The organism is Pollutimonas sp. M17 (assembly GCF_025836975.1).
In the GTDB taxonomy this organism is placed as follows: domain Bacteria; phylum Pseudomonadota; class Gammaproteobacteria; order Burkholderiales; family Burkholderiaceae_B.
This window is the reverse complement of record NZ_CP107548.1, coordinates 1,578,849-1,597,383: the sequence shown is the minus strand read 5'-3', so window position 1 is coordinate 1,597,383 and position 18,535 is coordinate 1,578,849. Positions and strand designations below refer to the sequence as shown.

Sequence of the window (18,535 nt, the reverse complement as noted above, 5' to 3'; positions counted from 1 at the left end):
AGCACAAGCCCAACCCACATCGATCGATAGCTTTCTCGTCATCGAATACAGCAGCAAGCATGTGCGATTTCAATACCTGAACCCAGTCGAAAACGCGGCTAAGCCGCCTCTTCTTCCCCAAGATAAGCAGCCCGAACCTTGGGATCATCCAGCAACTGATCCGACGGCCCTTCAAGAATCACGCGCCCTGACTCCATCACATACCCTCGGCTGCTCGTTTCCAGCGCCAGCTTGGCGTTCTGCTCGATCAACAGTATCGTCACGCCTTCGGAAGCAATCGTGCGCACCACCTCGAAGATCTTCTCGACCATCAGCGGCGCCAATCCCATCGAGGGCTCATCCAGCAGCAACAGGCGGGGACGTGAAATCATCGCGCGCCCCATCGCCAGCATCTGCTGCTCGCCGCCCGACAAGGTACCGGCCGACTGGCGGCGGCGCTCTGCCAGGCGCGGAAACAGCGTAAACACGTGCTCCGTGTCCTTCTTTACGCCGTCGGGGTCCTTGCGGCTGTACCCGCCCATCGTCAGGTTTTCTTCGATGGTCAACTGCCCGAAGATACCCCGCCCTTCAGGCACCATCACCAGGCCCTCGCGCACCAGCATATAGGAAGGCGATCCGGCAATCGACTTGCCTTCGTAAAGGATATCGCCGCCGGCAATGGGCACCAGTCCGCAGATCGCTCGCAAGGTCGTGCTTTTGCCCGCCCCGTTCGCGCCGATCAGGCTGACCAGTTCGCCGCGCTCCACCCGCAGGTCCATGCCGCGCACCGCGCGAATGCCGCCATAGGCGACTTCCAGCTGGCGTATTTCCAGCAAATCATTTGTATTGCTCATGAAAGCTCCCCGTCCTTGTCGCCCGCGGCCGGCGCCTGATCCGCAATGCGCCCCGCGGGCGCGGCGGGCGTATGCTCCGCCGCGCCTGCGCCAAGATAAGCCTCGATGACCTTGGGATTGCGCTGGACCTCGGCCGGCTTGCCCTCGGCCAGCACCTTGCCGTATTCCAGCACCAGCACGCGATTGCACAAGCCCATGACCAGCTTCATGTCGTGCTCGATCAGCAGCACCGTGACCCCGTCGTCGCGGATCTTCTCGATCAGGCGGCGCAGCACCACGGTTTCCGACGCGTTCATGCCGGCCGCCGGTTCGTCCAGGGCCAGCAGGGCGGGATCGGTGGCCAGCGCCCGGGCGATCTCCAAGCGGCGCTGATCGCCATACGGCAGCGAACTGGCCACATCGTTGGCCCGTTCGCCGATGCCCACGTACTCGAGCAGCTCGTGCGCGCGACGCTCGATCGCGGCCTCTTCGTCGCGCGTCGCCTTGTTGCGCGTGATGGCGCCGTACACGCCCGCACGAGTGCGGATATGGCGCCCTATCATCACGTTCTCGATGGCGCTGAGACTGCCGAACAGGCGTATGTTCTGGAAGGTGCGCGCCAAGCCGACGATGGCGATTTCATGCGGCTTCAGGCGCGTAAGCTGATGTCCCATGAAATTGCATGTGCCCGATTCAGGCACATACAGGCTGGTCAGCACATTGAACAGCGTGGTCTTGCCCGCCCCGTTCGGTCCGATCAGACCGTAGATATCGCCCTTGCAAATGGAAAAGCTGACATCCGACAAGGCTTGCAAGCCGCCGAAGCGTTTGCTGAGCTTGTTCGCCACCAGCAACAGCTCGGGCATGGAGCGCGCGTCGGTGTTCACGTTGGCCTGTATCATGCCTGGCCCTCCTTGGAGGCGGTGAGTTCGCGCCGTCGCGTGGCCGACGGCCATAGGCCGGCGGGACGGAAGATCATGACCAGCACCAGCGCAAAGCCGAAGAGCAGCATGCGTATGCCTTCAGGGTCCAGGATCACGTCGCCGAACAGGGTCTGCTGCGCCGGCACGACCACCGCCCGCAGCAGCTCCGGAAAGACGGAAAGAATGATGGCGCCCAGTATGACGCCCGGTATATGCCCCATGCCGCCCAGCACCACCATGCACAGCACCATGATGGATTCGGTCAGGCTGAAGCTCTCGGGACTGACGAAACCCTGCATGGAAGCGAACATGGCGCCCGCCACGCCGCCGAAGCTGGCGCCCATCGAAAAGGCCAGCAGCTTGATGTTGCGCGTATTGATGCCCATGGCCTTGGCCGCGACCTCGTCCTCGCGCACGGCTTCCCAGGCACGGCCTATGCGCGAGTTCTGCAGGCGCACGCAGATGACGACGATGATGATGGTCAGCAGCAAGAGCAGATAATAATATTTTTCAGGCCCGGTGATGCGGAAGCCGAACAGCGACTGCGAGCGCCCGAAGGCGAACTCGCCGATGGAGAAGGTATCGATGCGGTTTATGCCTTGCGGACCGTTGGTGATGTTGACGGGCGCATCCAGGTTGTTCATGAAGATGCGCACGATTTCGCCGAACCCCAGGGTCACGATGGCCAGGTAGTCGCCCCGCAGCTTCAGGGTGGGCGCGCCCAGCATGGCGCCGAAGAAGGCGGCCAGCAGCACACCCAGGGGCAGCACCACCCAGAACGGCAGGTGCAGGCCGAAGTGCGGAGACGCCAGCAAGGCCCAAACATAGGCGCCCACGGCATAGAAAGCGATATAGCCCAGATCGAGCAGGCCCGCGAAGCCGACGACGACGTTCAGGCCCAGGGCCAGCATTACGTACAGCAGGGCGAAGTTCAGCGTGCGCACCCAGCTTTGGCCGGCCATGCCCAGCACGAAGGGCAGCACGGCCAGCACCAGGCCGCACAAGGCGATGCCCAGCCACACTTTGAGCGAAATGCCGCCTTGACGGGAAACAGTGGAATGACTCATGCGCGGTCCCCTACCCGTTCGCCCAAAAGCCCCGACGGACGGAACACCAGGACCAGGATAAGCACAATAAAGGAAAACACATCTTGATAGTTGCTGCCGAAAACACCGTTGGTCAGGTCGCCGATATAGCCCGCGCCCAGCGATTCGATCACGCCCAGCAGCAGGCCGCCCAGCATGGCCCCGCCCAGGTTGCCGATGCCGCCCAGCACGGCCGCCGTAAAGGCTTTCAGGCCCAGCATGAAGCCCATGGTGTATTGGGCCACTCCGTAATAGGTGGTGATCATGACGCCGGCCACCGCGGCCAGCGCCGAGCCGATCAGGAAGGCGGCGGAGATCACGGTATTGATGTTGACGCCCATCAGGCCGGCCACTTCGCGGTTCTGCGCCGTGGCGCGCATGGCGGTGCCCAGGCGGGTGCGGTGCACCACCAGCAGCAGCCCGGCCATGATGGCGGTCGCCGACAGGATGATGATGACCTGCAGCAAGCTGATGCGCGCGCCGCCCAGCTGAAAGATATTCGGTTCGATGATGTGCGGAAAGCTAAGATAGTTGCGTCCCCAGACCATCATCGCGATGTTCTGGATGATGATGGACACGCCGATGGCGGTGATCAGCGCGGCCAGGCGCGGCGCGCGGCGCAGTGGCCGATAGGCGAAGCGCTCGGCGATCCAGCCCAGCGCCATGCAGACGGGTATGGCCAGCAGCAAGGCGGCCGACACGGCCAGCCAGGCCGACAGGCTGCCCGGATCCGCGCCGATGAGCGTCACCACCAGCGTGGTCGCGACCATGGCGCCCACCATCACGACGTCGCCATGGGCGAAATTGATCAGGCCTATGATCCCATAAACCATGGTGTAGCCAAGGGCGACCAGGGCATACACGCTGCCCACGGTGACGCCGTTGACCAATTGTTGTAGAAGAATATCCATGTTTTAGGACTCGCAGCTTGGGCCGGCCGAGGCCGGCCCGTGAACAACCGGCAAGGCTTAGTTGGCCTTGCTGACCATGGTCTTGACCATTTCCCATTTACCGTTCTTGACTTCGTAAATGGTGACGGAAATTTCCTTCAGGTCGCCGTTCTTGTCATAGGCGATGTTCTGGCTGGTGGCGCCGGTGCGCTGCAAGGAGGCCAGCTTGGGCAGGTAGGACTCGGGCTTGGCCGATCCGGCTTCCTTCATGGCGGTGATCATGTTCCATGCGCCGTCATAGGCGTAAGGCGCATAGACGCCGGGCTCGACCTTGAAGCGGGCCTTGTAGTCGGCTTCGAATTTTTCACCCGCGGCCATCTGCTTCAGTGGCACGCCGGCCAGCGAGGCGTAGGTGCCGTTGGCGGCATCGCCGGCCAGTTTCAGGAAAGTGTCGCTGCGGGTCATTTCACCCGAGACCAGCGGGGCCTTGATGCCCAGCGTGACCATCTGGCGGCGCATCGGGCCCGATTGCGCGTCCAGGCCGCCAAAGAAGATGGCATCGGGCGCCTTGGACTTGATGTTGGTCAGGATGGACGTGAAGTCGTTGGCCTTGTCGGTGGTGTATTCGCGCGCGATGACCTTGCCGCCGTTGGCTTCGACAGCCTTGGCCACCTGGTCCGCCAGGCCCTGGCCGTAGGCGGTGCGATCGTCGATCAGCGCCACGGTCTTGGCCTTCAGGTCCTTGACGATGAATTCACCCGCCGCCGCGCCCTGCTGCGTGTCGCTGGTCATCATGCGGAAGGTGGTGTCGTAGTTCTGCTGAGTGTATTCGGGCGAGGTCGCCATGGCGATCTGCGGCAGGCCCGCGTCGTTATAGACGCGCGAAGCGGGAATGGTGGTGCCGGAATTGAAATGGCCCAATATGCCTTGCACGCCTTCATCGACGATCTGCTGCGCCACCTGCACGGCGGTGCGGGGGTCGGCCTGGTCGTCGCGCGTCACCAGTTCGAACTTGGCGGTCTTGCCATCGAGCTGGATGTTCTGTTTATTGGCTTCTTCCAGCGCAAGGGTCAGGCCATTTTTCATGTCCTCGCCATAATGCGACTGCGGGCCCGTGAGCGGCGCGGCAAAACCAAGCTTGACCGTGGTGTCGGCGGCCTGCGCCGGGCTTAAGGCGAAGCCTGCCAGGACGGAGGCCGTTGCGGCCAGTAGTTTGAATCCTTTGGTGGACTGCATGTTTATCTCCTTGTGGATGGGAATACGAATATCCCCGAGCGCGGGTTGCACCCCGCATTAAACCAAAAGCACAACCAAGCGATAATTGGTCGTAACCCTGAAAAACCATTGATTCCGGCGCGGCCGCTCAGCCCACCATCATCAGGCTGGCATTGCCGCCGGCCGCCGCCGTATTCACGCAGACCGAGACCTCGCGAAGCAAAGGCTCCAGGCGATAGGCCGCGCCCGACGCAAGCTCGTCGCTGCTCAGGCCCTGAACCGGAACGATGGGTCCATTGCGACCGGCCACGCTGCGATTCAGTTCACGCAGGGCATCGCTGTCGCCCTCGAAAAGCACGGCGTCATAATCGCCGCCATCGATTTCTTCTGGCCCGGCAAGACGTATGGATGCCTTCGCAGCGGCGTCCAGGCCGGCGAAGAACGCCCGCCCCGCGCCGTCGCCGACGACCACCATGCCATTGCCCGTATCGAGGCAGGCCTGCCATTGCGCATGCGCGCCCGCGCCGGTCATGGGCACGCACAAGACGGTGCCGCGAGGCTTGACGCGATAAAGATTGCTTTCGCCCGTAGGGCCCGGCAGCGCCTTAGCCGCAGCGCGCCCGCCATCGATTTCGCAGCCCTCGGGCAGACCGGCCGGCCGCCGCGACAGCAGGCGCAGCAGATACAGGGGACCGCCCGCCTTGGGCCCCGTGCCCGACAGGCCCTCGCCGCCAAAGGGCTGGACGCCGACGACCGCGCCGACGATATTCCGGTTCACGTAGATGTTCCCGGCCTGTATCCGTTCGGACACGCGCGCCACCGTTTCATCCAGCCGGGTGTGCACGCCGAAGGTCAGTCCGTAGCCCGTTGCATTCACGGCATCGACCAGCGCATCCAGCTCCTGGCGCTTGTAGCGCACGACGTGGAGCACCGGACCGAATACTTCCTTTTTCAGTTCGGACACGGCGCTGAGTTCGATGAGGGTCGGCGGCACGAAATAGCCGTGCGCGCAGGCGGCGTCCAGGCCGAGCTGGTCGACCTTGTGCCCCGCCTCGCGCATGGCCTTGATATGCGCCTGTATGCCGGCCTGTGCCTCGGCATCGATGACCGGCCCGACGTCGGTCGCCAGCACATCGGTCCTGCCGGTGCGCAGTTCGCGCATGGCCCCGCGCAACATGGTCAGCACGCGATCGGCGCAATCTTCCTGAACGCAAAGCAGACGCAGCGCGGAGCAGCGCTGGCCGGCCGAATCGAAGGCCGATGCCAGCACATCGAACACCACCTGCTCGGCCAGGGCGGAGGAGTCCACCACCATGGCATTCTGGCCGCCGGTTTCCGCAATGAGCGGTATGGGGTGTCCGGCGTCGTCCAGCCGCTCGGCCAGTGTGCGGGATATGAGCAGCGCCACGTCGGTCGACCCCGTAAACATCACCCCGCGCACCGCAGGGCTGGCCACCAGCGCCGCACCCACGGTTTCACCGCGGCCCGGAAGCAACTGGACTGCGCCGGCGGGCACGCCGGCCCTGTGAAGAACGGATACGGCCGCCGCCGCGATCAGGCTGGTCTGCTCGGCGGGCTTGGCCAGCACCGTGTTGCCGGCGGCCAGGGCCGCGGCCACCTGTCCGGTAAAGATGGCCAGAGGGAAGTTCCACGGACTGATGCACAGCACCGGCCCCAGCGGGCGATGGGTGTCGTTGGAAAATGAGCGCTCGATCTGCGCGGCGTAGTAGCGCAGGAAATCCACCGCTTCGCGCACCTCGGCGATCGCGTTGGGGAGCGACTTGCCCGCCTCGCGCACGATCAGCCCCAGCAAGGGCTGCATTTCGTCTTCGAGCATCCGCGCCGCGCGGACCAGGCATTGCGCGCGCTCGGCCACCGGCGTTGCCGCCCAGATGGGCGCGGCATGCTCGGCCGCCGCCAGGGCCGCCGCCACATCGGCCTCGGTCGCCTCGATCACCTGCCCCACCACATCGCGGCGATCCGAAGGATTGCGCACGGCCGCGGCACGTGCGTCGTCCCACACGAAACCGCCATCGGCCAGCATTGGAAAGGCGCACCAGTCGCGGCTCACGCCGCTCAGCAGCGCCGCCGCCAGCGAACCCAGGCGATGCTCGTTGCTAAGATCGATGCCGGCGGAATTCGGCCGGCCATCGGCATGCCGGTACAGATCGCGCGGCAGGGGTATCTTGTCATGCGGAGCGCCCAAGGGCTGGATGCGCTCGGCGGCCTGCACCGGATCGGCGACCAGGACCTCGACGGGTATTTCCTCATCCCCGATCTGGTTCACAAAGGACGTGTTGGCGCCGTTTTCAAGCAATCGGCGAACCAGGTAGGCCAGCAGGGTTTCATGCGTGCCCACCGGCGCATAGATGCGGCAGGGACGGTTCAGCCTGCCCTGCGACAGCGGCCCGGTCACCAGCTCGTACAGGGGCTCGCCCATGCCATGCAGGCACTGGAACTCGTACTGGCCGGGATAATAATTGCGGCCCGCCATGTGATAGATGGCCGACAGCGTCTGGGCGTTATGCGTGGCGAACTGCGGATACACGGCCTGGGGCGCCGCCAGCAACTTCCGCGCGCATGCCAGGTAGGCGACATCGGTATAAACCTTGCGGGTATACACGGGATAGCCTTCCAGCCCGTCCACCTGGGCCCGCTTGATCTCGCTGTCCCAGTAGGCGCCCTTGACCAGGCGCAGCATCAGACGGTGGCCGCTGCGCTGGGCCAGGTCGATGACATAATCGATAACGAAAGGCGCGCGCTTCTGATAGCCCTGGACCACGAAGCCGATGCCGTTCCATCCCGACAGTTCGCGGTCGAAGCACAAGGCTTCCAGGATATCCAGTGAAATCTCCAGCCGGTCGGCCTCCTCCGCATCGATATTCAGTCCGATGTCGTAGCTGCGGGCCAGCCTGGCCAGCTCTGTGGTGCGCGGCAGCAGTTCGGCCATCACCCTGTCGTGCTGCGCGCGGGAATAGCGCGGATGCAAGGCCGAAAGCTTGATCGAAATACCGGGCCCTTCGTAGATGCCGCGGCCCTGCGAGGCTTTGCCTATGGCATGTATGGCCTGGACATACGAGGCGTAATAGCGGTCGGCGTCCTCGGACGTGGTGGCCGCTTCGCCCAGCATGTCGTAAGAATAGCGAAAGCCTTTTTCCTCGAGCTTGCGGCTGTTGGCGATCGCCGATGAAATGGTCTGGCCCGCCACGAACTGCTCGCCCATCATGCGCATGGCGATGTTCACGCCCTTGCGAATCAGCGGTTCACCGCCCTTGCCGATCAACCGGGTCAAAGCCCTGGACAAGGACTGCTCGCTGTTGACGCTGACCAGCTTGCCCGTGAGCATCAGGCCCCAGGTGGCCGCATTGACGAACAGCGAGGGCGACTCTCCCATGTGCGAACGCCAGTCGCCATGGCTGATCTTGTCGCGGATCAGCGCGTCGCGCGTGGCCCGGTCGGGTATGCGCAGCAGCGCCTCGGCCAGGCACATCAGGGCGACTCCCTCCTGGCTCGACAGGGAAAATTCCTGGATCAGGCTTTCGACCCCGCCCGCCTTGCGTCTTCCGCGCAGGGTTTCCACCAGGCGGCGGGCCAGCGCATGTACTTCCTGCGGCTGCGCGCAGCGCGCCTGATCGATCAGCAAGGGCACGCATTCGGTTTCGGGGCGCCGGTAGGCCGACGTGATGGCGGCGCGCAGCACGGACTGCGGCTGAACGTCCTGGGCGAACTCATAGAACGGCGGCGGGGCGTCCGGCGCGGGAAGCTCTCCCGCTTCGGCTTCGCCGTCGCCCTGGCCGAAATGCGCGATCTCGGCCGGCATCTGCCCCCGCTCTATGGCTTCGACATAAGCCAGCAGGGCCTGCTTATGTAGCCAGTGAGGGGTGCAGCCAAGCTTGGCCGCCGTGGTTTTCAAGCGTTCGCGCAAGGATTCGTCGACCTTGACGCCCAATGTGGTTGTTGCCATATGTGTGTCCGTATTCCTGTGCCACCATCCGGAACCGGCCAGGCCTCAATACAAGGCCGCGCCGATACCCAGCGGTATGGAATACTACACAGGTTGCACCTTTTTTACACTAAGGTTAACCCCTAATTAAAATATCAATAAAAGGTACAACCTTTAAAGAGCAACCCATCGGAATTCGTTGGTTCGGTTCCGTTCAGCTGGCCCGCGATGGCGGCGGCCAGCCGGTCGACGGCCGCCTGGTGGCCGGCGACCAAGGCCGACATGCCCTCTCCCACGGCGGCGCGGGCCTCGGCGCGGCACAAGCGGGTCTTCTTGCCCGGCTGGTGAACGGGCGAAAGGCGCCAGGTGGCGTCGATCAAGGCGCGCTCGCCATACAGGGAATCGAAGCGCTGCACACGCACGCCGATGCGCCATACCGGCAGCGTATCGGGCGCGCCGGCAAGCGCCACGTCCAGCACGCCGAGACGGCGGGTGATGCCATCGAACAGCGCATTGCGCAACTCGTCTGCCACGGGCGAAGCCCACAAGGAGCCGTTAAGCGGCACGACCTGGGTGGAATTCGGATCGCTGACGACGATCTGCGGCCGATCCACCTGCTCCGGCACTTGGACCGGCTCGACGCTGATGGCGAACTTCGGACGGTCGTGGGCCTGCTCCGGCACCGCCTGGCTGGTCGCGGGGGGCGGCAGCAAGGTGTAATACTGGCTGGGCTTGCTGGATGCGCAGGCGCCAAGCAGGCCCGCCATCAGGAAAATCGCCGTTGTCTTCAAGCCATGCATGGTTGTCTCCGGAGGGGGCTATGGGCTGACCGGCAAGGCATCAGGGGCCCGCCCGCGGACCAGCGCCGAAGGGTTCGTGCGCAGGTAGTCGGACAAGGCCCGCAAGGACTTGGCCGCAGCGTTGATCTCACCCAGCGTACGCTCCACATTCGAGCTCAAGGGGGAGTCCTCGGCCAGCACGCGGTCGATGCGTTCAAGCGATTTCTGCGCCGTCTTCAGCATGGTGGTCGCCTGCGGGGTCAGTTCGCCCTCGAAGCGCTTCAGAAGCTTGGTCATGGACGTCAGGCTGGAGCGCAGGTCCTTGCCTATGCCTTCGAAGGGGATGGCGTCCAGCTTGCCCACGATGCTGCTGATCTGCTGCTGCAGGCGGTCGAAGCTACCGGCAATGGTGGGCAGCACCACCGGCACCTGTTTGGCGTCGAAGTCGGCCGACTCGGCATCGGGGAAGAAATCCAGGGCCACGTATTGCTGGCCGGTCAGCAGGTTGGCGGCGCGTATCTGCCCGCGCAAGCCATGCTTGACCAGGGGCGCCAGCAGGACGGCGCCGGGGTAATCGGCGTCCGAATCGAGTTTCATCAGGTTGTCGTACACCGCGCCGAAGCGCAAGGGATACAGCTCGGCCTTGACCAGGGCGTAGAAGCGCTTGGTCTTCTGGTTGAACTCCAGGTCGATGTCGACCACCTTGCCCAGTTCCAGCCCGCGGAAGTCGACCGGTGCACCCACTTTCAGGCCGCGCACCGACTGATGGAAATGCAGCTCGATGGGGAACGGGGGGCCGTCCGGATCGGCCATGGCTTCGACCCGCGTTGCCCCCAGCGCGTAGCGGCTGTCCGCCTTGGCCGGCTCCGTATTGGCTTCGTTGACGGACGCGAAGGCCACGCCGCCGGCCACCACGGAAACCAGCGAACCCGTCTGCACATTGAAACCATCGGCGTCCAGCGACAGGTTGATGCCGCTGGCATTCCAGAAGCGCGTATCGGACGTAACGAATTTGTCGTTCGGCGCGTCGATGAATATCTGTATGTTGACGGATTTTCCATCCTTGTCCAGATCGTAGCCGATGACGCGGCCGACCTGTATGCGTCGGAAATAGACCGGCGAGCCGATCTCCAGCGAGCCCAGATCGGCTGAATACAGCGTGTAGCGCGTGCCGGGCCGGCCGCTGGTGATCTCAGGCGGCTTTTCCAGCCCTTCGAACGCGTACACCGGGTCGTCGCCGTTGCTGGATTCGGCCGCGTCCACGCTTATGTAGGCGCCCGACAGCAGCGTACCCAGGCCGGACACGCCGCTAAGCCCCAGGCGTGGACGCACGACCCAGAAACGGCTGCCCTTCTGGGTAATGTATTCGGATCCCTCGCGGTTCAAGTCCGCGCTGACCAATACCTTTGAGCGGTCGGACGATACCTTGATGCCGGATACCACGCCGATGACCACATCCTTGTAGCGGATCTTGGTCTGGCCCACCTCCAGCCCCTCGGCCGACTCGAAGCTGATGGTGATGGTGGGCCCTGTATGCAGCCAGTTGCGCACCAGCAGCGAGGCGCCCACCAGCGCCGCGACCAGCGGAACCAGCCATATCCAGGAAATCCTTCTTTCCCGCCGGGGCCGGACATGAGGCTGGAGCGGCGCCCCGCGCCCTGCGGTGAGCCCGGCATCATCGCCGCCGGCCTTGCCATCCTCGTTGGACTTCGACGTTGTAGACGGATCTGTCATGCGTTTCTCTTTAACCTGTGCCCAGGCGGGTTGGCCCTGCGCCCGGCCCGCCTGTCCCATCCGCAGCGCGGATCGTAGCTCATGGTGGCCAGCATGGTAAGGATGACCACCACGCCGAAGCTTGCCGCGCCGGGGCCGGCTATGACCTGCGATATTCCGGGAAAATTGGCCATGGCCGTCATCAGGATCACCACGAACACGTCGAGCATGGACCATTGGCCGATGAACTCAATCAGCTCGTAGAGCCGTGTGCGCTGGCGCTGAACCACGCTGCCCCGCCAGTGGTGTTTTACCATAAGCACCATCAAGGCCAGCAACTTGGTCATGGGAACGACGACGCTGGCAATGAATACGATCACGGCCAGATCCCAGGAGCCCAGCCTCCACAGCTCGATAACCCCGCCCAATATCGTGTGCGCGCCGTCGCTGGTTGCGGTGCGCACGCGCATGACGGGCAGCACGTTGGCGGGAATGTAGATGATCGATGCGGCGATCACCAGCGCCCAAACGCGGGAAAACGAATCCGGCTTGCGAAAATGGATACGCGCCCCGCAGCGCTCGCAAGGGACCGGCGAGGACGCGGATGGCAGGCTTTGGACGAAGCCGCAGGATTCGCAGGACGCCACGGGACCGCCCGCCGACGGATCGATTGCGGCATTGGGCACCAGCCCGGCATCTTCGGCGTGGCGCCACAGCCGATGGGCGGTCAGCCTGCTCAGTGCGGTGATCAGAAAAGCCAGGAGCGCGAAGGCCCAGATGGCGGGCTCCGGCTGTATGGTGGCAAGTCCGGCGAACTTGACGATGGCCACGAGTATGCCCAGCATCAGCACCGGCACCATGCTCCAGGGCTCCACGTGGCGCAGCAGACGCATGCCATGGCGGAAATCGGCCGGCAGGCGGCGCGCCCGTACCGCCATCAATGCCCAAAGCAGGACGAACAGCTGCGTCAGCGGCAGCCAGAATCCGAACAGCCCCGTCATGATCGCCAGAACCCGGTGCCCTTCCTGCCAGGTCAGGTAGAGGGCCCCGGGCAGCGACGCCTGGATGCTCATGCCCTGGATGTTCAGGCGGGCGATGGGGAAATAATTGGCGATCGCGAAAACGATCAGGGCCGTCGCCGTCAGGGCAATCCAGCCATCGGGTGAAATCATGCTGTTGCGGAACAGCGCATAGCCGCAGCGCCTGCACATGGCCACCGCGCCGGGCTCTATCGGCACGCGCTCATGCAGCGTCGCGCAGTGCCGGCAGGCGACGACCGGGGCGTCCGCCATCAGCGCCCCGGAGCTCTAGTCGACAAGCTCGGGTTCCGGATGGGACGGCGAGGCCTGCCTGGCGCCGCCCGGCTTGCCGGACTTGTCTGAAAAAGCCAGCTGAACCTTGCCGTCGTGATCCAGATCGACTTCGACATGGCCGCCGTCGACCAGGCGCCCGAACAGAAGCTCGTCGGCCAGGGCACGCCGTATGGTGTCCTGGATGAGCCGCTGCATGGGGCGTGCCCCCATGGCCGGATCGAAGCCTTCTTTGGCCAGGTGATCGCGCAGCGCCTGCGAGAACACCACATCGACCCGCTTTTCGTGCAGCTGGTCTTCAAGCTGCATGAGGAACTTGTCGACCACCCGCAGGATGACATCGCGCGACAGCGGCGTGAAGCCGATGATGGCGTCGAGCCGATTGCGGAATTCGGGCGTGAACAGCCGCTTGATGTCGGCCATTTCGTCGCCGGTCTTGGGCGGTGCCGCGAAACCGATCGTGCTGCGATTGAGCGCCTCGGCGCCGGCGTTGGTGGTCATGACCAGGATGACGTTGCGGAAATCGGATTTGCGCCCGTTGTTGTCGGTCAGGGTGCCGTGATCCATGACCTGCAGCAGGATGTTGTAGACGTCGGGGTGCGCCTTTTCGATTTCGTCGAGCAGCAGCACGCAATGCGGCTGCTTGCTGACGGCTTCGGTAAGCAGGCCGCCCTGATCGAAGCCGACGTAGCCCGGAGGCGCGCCGATCAGGCGCGACACCGTATGGCGTTCCATGTATTCGGACATGTCGAAACGCAGCAGCTCGACCCCCAGCACGAAAGCCAGCTGCCGCGCGACTTCGGTCTTTCCGACGCCGGTCGGGCCCGAGAACAGGAATGAACCGATGGGTTTGTCGGGCCGGCCCAGGCCGGAACGGGCCATCTTGATGGCAGCCGCAAGGGCCTCGATGGCCGGATCCTGACCGAAGACCACGGTTTTCAGGTCTCGTTCGAGCGTGGCAAGCTTGTTGCGGTCGTCGTTGGACACGCTTTGCGGCGGTATGCGGGCGATCTTGGCCACGGTGGCCTGGACTTCGGCCTTGCCGATGATTTTCTTCTGGCGCGAACGCGGCAGCAGGCGCTGGGCGGCGCCGGCCTCATCAATGACGTCGATGGCCTTGTCCGGAAGGAAGCGGTCGTTGATGTGGCGCGCCGACAGCTCTGCGGCGGCCGTGATGGCGGCCGACGAATACCGCACGCCGTGGTGGGCCTCGAAGTGGCCCTTCAGTCCGCGCAATATCTGTATGGTCTGCTGGACCGTGGGCTCGGCCACGTCGATTTTCTGGAAGCGGCGCGACAGGGCATGATCTTTCTCGAAGATACCCCGGTACTCGGTGTAGGTGGTGGCGCCCAGGCACTTGAGCTGGCCGGAGGACAGCGCCGGCTTGAGCAGGTTGGACGCGTCCAGCGTTCCGCCCGAGGCGGAACCCGCCCCAATGAGGGTATGGATCTCGTCGATGAAGAGTATGGCGTTGCGGTTGTCCTTGAGCGTCTTGAGCACGCCCTTCAGGCGCTGCTCGAAATCGCCGCGGTACTTGGTGCCGGCCAGCAAGGCGCCCATATCGAGCGCATAGACCTCGGCGTCGGCCAGGATCTCGGGCACGTCGCTTTGGGTGATGCGCCAGGCCAGGCCCTCGGCGATGGCCGTCTTGCCCACGCCCGCCTCGCCCACCAGCAGGGGATTGTTCTTGCGGCGGCGGCAAAGCACCTGTATGACCCGTTCGACCTCGTGCTCGCGGCCGATCAGGGGATCGATGCGCCCCTGGCGCGCCTCGGAGTTCAGGTCGGTTGCATACAGTTCGAGCGGCGACTTCTGCTGGTCGGACTTGGGCTCGACTTCGGGCGCCTGGGCCCGGACCGGTTCGGCCGGCGCTTCTTCGGCGGCCTTGGTGATGCCGTGCGAAAGGTAATTGACCACGTCCAGGCGGGTAACGCCCTGCTGCTGCAGGAAATAGACGGCATGGGAGTCTTTCTCGCCGTACATGGCCACCAGCACATTGGCGCCGGTGACTGAATTACGGTTGGAATTACCCGAGGACACATGCATGATGGCGCGCTGGATGACGCGCTGGAAGCCCAGGGTGGGCTGGGTGTCGACTTCGTCTTCACCGGGGAAAACCGGTGTGTTCTCGCTGATGAATTTACGCAGTTCCTGGCGCAGGACGTCGATGTTGGCGGAGCAGGCGCGCAACACCTCGGCGGCGGCGGCGTTGTCGAGCAGCGAGAGCAGCAGATGCTCTACGGTAATAAATTCGTGTCGTGCAGTGCGGGCCTCGACAAAGGCCATGTGCAGGCTGACTTCAAGTTCTTCGGAGATCACGCTTCCTCCATCACATATCGGAGCGGACAAACAATTCGATAAATCCTATTCTATGACTAAATCGACCTTGCGTATCAACATTAATAAAAGAGTCATCTTGGTGTTACCAGATAGCCTCAGCACCATCGTCAACCTTACTATACCCGTATTTTTTTGCGCCGCGAATCGGCCCGTAAAATAAGGCCGGAAGGCGTTGCGGCTAAGCGTCGGGCGCCGGCTCCATCACGCATTGCAAAGGATGCTGGCGGGCATGGGCAAGCTGTCGGACCATCTCGACCCGGGTGGCGGCGATGTCGCGCGGATAGACGCCGCAGACGCCCCTGCCTTCATGGTGCACCTTGAGCATGATGCGGGCGGCTTCCTCCTCGGATTTACCGAAAATACGCTGCAGGACGTTGACCACGAACTCCATCGGGGTGTAGTCATCATTCAGCAGGACGACCTGGTACATGGGGGGAGGAGCCAGCTTGGCGGGCTGGCGATCAAGAACCGTGTCGCGTTGGTTTTCGATTTGTGTAGCCATGGCAGATACTAGTGGTTTCCATAGTTGACTATGTTAGGGTAAATTGCGCATTATCGTAGTATTCTGAGTGCTTGGAAGTATGCTGCATGCCAGAATCCAAAGGCTAAAGGTAAACCTTGTAGTCAAGTTTCAATCTAACACTATAGTCGAGAGGCAGTCCGCATGTCTGATTCAACCGCAACCTCCATGCCTGGGGATACACAAAAGTTGACAGGAACCGTCAAATGGTTCAACGATGCCAAGGGTTTCGGATTTATTACCCCCGACAATGGGGGCGAAGACCTATTCGCGCACTTTTCATCTATCCAAATGAACGGCTTCAAGACCCTGAAAGAAGGCCAGAAAGTCGCTTTTGAAATCGCACAAGGACCAAAAGGCAAACAAGCACTCAATATCACGGCTGCCTGAGCCAAAGCCGCCTCGGCGTTGGTTCCATCGTTAATAACAATGCATAAATCGTTTCGATCTACAGGGCTTTTCAGCCCTGTTTTTTTTCGCGCCTGCCTCCTGCTGGCGGCCGCCCTGCCCCTTGCAGCCCGGGGGCAGGCCATGCTGCTGCCCACCGCCCAGTTGTCCATAGAGGGTCACAAGGTCCAGGCCGAGGTGGCGGCCACCGATGCCAGCCGCTCTTACGGCCTGATGAACCGGGCATCGCTGCCCGAGAATCATGGCATGCTGTTCGTGTTCGACAGCCCGACCGCCACCTGCTTCTGGATGAAAAACACGCCCCTGCCCCTGTCGATCGCCTTCATCGACTCCGGGGGCGCCATCGTGAACATCGCCGACATGCAGCCGAACACGCTGGATTCGCACTGCCCGAAAGCGCCCATGCTGTATGCGCTCGAAATGCAGCAAGGCTGGTTCCGTGCGCATTCCATCAAGGCGGGCGCCGTCATCCGCGGCTTGCCGCGTCCTTAGGGCCCGCAAGCACAAGCATCCCGAGCGCCCCGGCAAGAGGCGCGGCCAGGCGGCGCGCCTGCAGGCCCTCTATATCTATACGCGCTCCAGAATCACGGCAATCCCCTGCCCCACCCCGATGCACATCGTGCAAAGCGCGTAGCGGCCGCCGGTCTGGTGCAACTGGTTCACAGCGGTCAGCGCCAGGCGGGCGCCGCTGGCGCCAAGGGGATGGCCCAGGGAAATCGCCCCGCCGTTCGGGTTCACGCGCGGATCGTCGTCCTGCAAGCCCAGCAGGCGCAATACGGCCAGGCCCTGGGATGCGAAGGCTTCGTTCAATTCGATGACGTCCATCTGGGCTATGGAAAGACCGGCCAGCGCCAAGACTTTTTGCGAGGCTGGCGCGGGGCCTATGCCCATGATGCGCGGCTCCACACCCGCGGTGGCCATGGCGACGACCCGCGCGCGCGGCGTCAGGCCTTGTTCGCGGGCCATGGATTCGGATGCGACCAGCAAGGCGCAGGCGCCGTCGTTGACACCGGAGGCATTGCCGGCCGTAACCGTGCCATTGGGCCGAACGATGGGTTTCAAGCGCGCCAGGGCCTCCAGCGTCGTTTCGCGGGGATGCTCGTCGGTGTCCACCACCACCGGATCGCCCTTGCGCTGCGGAATAGAGACCGGCGTGATTTCAGACTGGAAGAATCCGGCCTTCTGAGCGGCTGCGGTCTTGGTCTGGCTGGCCAGCGCAAAAGCATCCTGGTCGGCGCGGGAGACCTTGTACTGGTCGGCGACATTCTCGGCCGTCTCGGGCATGGAGTCGACGCCGTACTGCGCCTTGAGCTGCTTGTTGATGAAGCGCCAGCCTATGGTGGTGTCGAAAATGGCGGCATTGCGCGAAAACGCGGTTTCGGCCTTGCCCATGACGAAGGGGGCGCGGCTCATGCTTTCCACGCCGCCGGCCAGAACGAATTGCGCATCGCCGGCACGGATGGCGCGCGCGGCCGAGCCGATGGCGTCCAGGCCCGATCCGCACAGACGATTGATGGTTGCGCCCGGCACATCGATGGGCAGGCCCGCAAGCAGGGTCGCCATGCGCGCCACGTTGCGATTGTCTTCGCCGGCCTGGTTGGCGCAGCCGAACAGCGCATCGTCCAGCCTGGTCCAGTCCACATCCGGATTGCGCTGCATCAGGGCCTTCAGGGGAATGGCGGCCAGGTCATCGGTGCGCACGGGCGCCAGCGCGCCGCCGTAGCGGCCGAAAGGGGTGCGAATCGCATCGCAGATAAAAGCGTCAGTCGTCATGGTCGAACCTGGAAGGAATGAAAAAAGCGGGATCCCGAAAAGGCGGCGGCCGCCGTCAGCGGCCACCCAGTGAACTTATCTTAGCGCATTCAGCCACAATTCCCGCGCATCGGGCGCAAGCTGTCCACGCCGTGGCCGCCTATGTTTTTCTTGGCCCGCGACGAAAAAAAACCCCGGCACTGCCGGGGCGGGGACAACAGGGCCTGTGCCGGCCTGGGCGATCAACCCAGGTTGGATGCGGCGAATTCCCAGTTGACCAGATTCCAGAAGCTTTCCAGATACTTGGGACGCGCGTTGCGATAGTCGATGTAATAGGCGTGTTCCCAGACGTCACAGGTCATCAGGGGTACGTCGGACGTGGTCAGGGGCGTGGCGGCGTTGCTGGTGTTGACGATGTCGAGCGAGCCATCGGGCTTCTTGACCAGCCAGGTCCAGCCCGAACCGAAGTTGCCGGCGGCCGATTTGTTGAAGGCTTCCTTGAAGGCCGCAACACTGCCCCATTTGGCATTGATGGCCGTCAGCAGGGCGCCGGTGGGTTCGCCGCCGCCGTTGGGCGACATGCTGCTCCAGTAGAAGGTGTGATTCCAGACCTGGGCCGCATTGTTGAAGATGCCCCCCGACGACTTCTTGATGATGTCTTCCAGGGAAGCCGATTCGAATTCCGTGCCGGCGATCAGGTTGTTCAGGTTGGTGACGTAAGCTTGATGATGCTTGCCGTAGTGGAATTCGAGCGTTTCCTTGGAGATGGTCGGAGCCAAAGCGTCGAGTGCGTACGGAAGCGGGGGAAGCGTGAAAGCCATGTTCGATTTCCTTCAAAAAAAACC

General features: G+C 63.4%; 15 protein-coding genes. 2 read left to right on the top strand and 13 right to left on the bottom strand.

Annotated features, from left to right (window positions below; genetic code table 11):
* Positions 1-98: 98 nt before the first annotated feature.
* The 11 genes from OEG81_RS07690 to clpS all read right to left on the bottom strand — a co-directional run bounded on the left by OEG81_RS07690 (position 99) and on the right by clpS (position 15,512).
* The gene (locus OEG81_RS07690; RefSeq protein WP_264132130.1) at positions 99-833 is read right to left on the bottom strand and encodes an ABC transporter ATP-binding protein; all 735 of its coding nucleotides are present in this window, start codon (positions 831-833) and stop codon (positions 99-101) included.
* Positions 830-1,714 (bottom strand): ABC transporter ATP-binding protein, encoded by an 885-nt coding sequence (locus OEG81_RS07685; RefSeq protein WP_412034120.1) that lies wholly within the window; start codon positions 1,712-1,714, stop codon positions 830-832. Before OEG81_RS07685 ends, OEG81_RS07690 begins: the two co-directional genes overlap by 4 nt.
* Positions 1,711-2,802, bottom strand: a complete 1,092-nt coding sequence (locus tag OEG81_RS07680; RefSeq protein WP_264132129.1) for an ABC transporter permease subunit — start codon at positions 2,800-2,802, stop codon at positions 1,711-1,713. The genes OEG81_RS07685 and OEG81_RS07680 overlap by 4 nt, the downstream gene beginning before the upstream one ends.
* A complete protein-coding gene (locus OEG81_RS07675) occupies positions 2,799-3,731 on the bottom strand; it encodes a branched-chain amino acid ABC transporter permease (protein WP_264132128.1) in 933 nt (310 codons plus the stop codon). Before OEG81_RS07675 ends, OEG81_RS07680 begins: the two co-directional genes overlap by 4 nt.
* A 57-nt stretch (positions 3,732-3,788) precedes the next feature.
* Positions 3,789-4,946: a branched-chain amino acid ABC transporter substrate-binding protein gene (locus tag OEG81_RS07670; protein ID WP_264132127.1), complete on the bottom strand. Its 1,158-nt coding sequence runs from the start codon at positions 4,944-4,946 to the stop codon at positions 3,789-3,791.
* Between the two features lie 127 nt (positions 4,947-5,073).
* The gene (putA, locus tag OEG81_RS07665; protein ID WP_264132126.1) at positions 5,074-8,889 is read right to left on the bottom strand and encodes a trifunctional transcriptional regulator/proline dehydrogenase/L-glutamate gamma-semialdehyde dehydrogenase; all 3,816 of its coding nucleotides are present in this window, start codon (positions 8,887-8,889) and stop codon (positions 5,074-5,076) included.
* A 134-nt stretch (positions 8,890-9,023) separates the two neighbouring features.
* Positions 9,024-9,668, bottom strand: coding sequence for a membrane integrity-associated transporter subunit PqiC (locus OEG81_RS07660; RefSeq protein ID WP_264132125.1), 645 nt, complete (start codon positions 9,666-9,668; stop codon positions 9,024-9,026).
* A gap of 18 nt (positions 9,669-9,686) precedes the next feature.
* Entirely contained in the window at positions 9,687-11,381 is a 1,695-nt protein-coding gene (locus OEG81_RS07655; RefSeq protein ID WP_264132124.1) for an intermembrane transport protein PqiB, read from the bottom strand.
* A complete protein-coding gene (locus OEG81_RS07650; protein WP_264132123.1) occupies positions 11,378-12,652 on the bottom strand; it encodes a paraquat-inducible protein A in 1,275 nt (424 codons plus the stop codon). Before OEG81_RS07650 ends, OEG81_RS07655 begins: the two co-directional genes overlap by 4 nt.
* A gap of 15 nt (positions 12,653-12,667) precedes the next feature.
* Positions 12,668-14,989 carry an ATP-dependent Clp protease ATP-binding subunit ClpA gene (gene clpA / locus OEG81_RS07645; protein WP_264132121.1) on the bottom strand — a complete coding sequence of 774 codons (2,322 nt, stop codon included), beginning with the start codon at positions 14,987-14,989 and terminating at the stop codon, positions 12,668-12,670.
* 199 nt (positions 14,990-15,188) lie between these two features.
* Complete coding sequence (clpS, locus tag OEG81_RS07640) at positions 15,189-15,512, bottom strand: ATP-dependent Clp protease adapter ClpS (RefSeq protein WP_264132120.1); 324 nt, start codon at positions 15,510-15,512, stop codon at positions 15,189-15,191.
* A 162-nt stretch (positions 15,513-15,674) separates the two neighbouring features.
* Here clpS and OEG81_RS07635 point away from each other — a divergent pair, with 162 nt between their 5' ends.
* The gene (locus OEG81_RS07635; protein WP_264132119.1) at positions 15,675-15,920 is read left to right on the top strand and encodes a cold-shock protein; all 246 of its coding nucleotides are present in this window, start codon (positions 15,675-15,677) and stop codon (positions 15,918-15,920) included.
* 141 nt (positions 15,921-16,061) lie between these two features.
* The gene (locus OEG81_RS07630; protein ID WP_264132118.1) at positions 16,062-16,430 is read left to right on the top strand and encodes a DUF192 domain-containing protein; all 369 of its coding nucleotides are present in this window, start codon (positions 16,062-16,064) and stop codon (positions 16,428-16,430) included.
* Between the two features lie 75 nt (positions 16,431-16,505).
* On the opposite strand, the gene pcaF is transcribed toward OEG81_RS07630, so the two are convergent.
* Both pcaF and sodB read right to left on the bottom strand, forming a co-directional pair.
* Positions 16,506-17,711 (bottom strand): 3-oxoadipyl-CoA thiolase, encoded by a 1,206-nt coding sequence (gene pcaF / locus OEG81_RS07625; RefSeq protein ID WP_264132117.1) that lies wholly within the window; start codon positions 17,709-17,711, stop codon positions 16,506-16,508.
* A gap of 221 nt (positions 17,712-17,932) precedes the next feature.
* The gene (gene sodB / locus OEG81_RS07620; protein WP_264132116.1) at positions 17,933-18,511 is read right to left on the bottom strand and encodes a superoxide dismutase [Fe]; all 579 of its coding nucleotides are present in this window, start codon (positions 18,509-18,511) and stop codon (positions 17,933-17,935) included.
* Positions 18,512-18,535 lie beyond the last annotated feature (24 nt).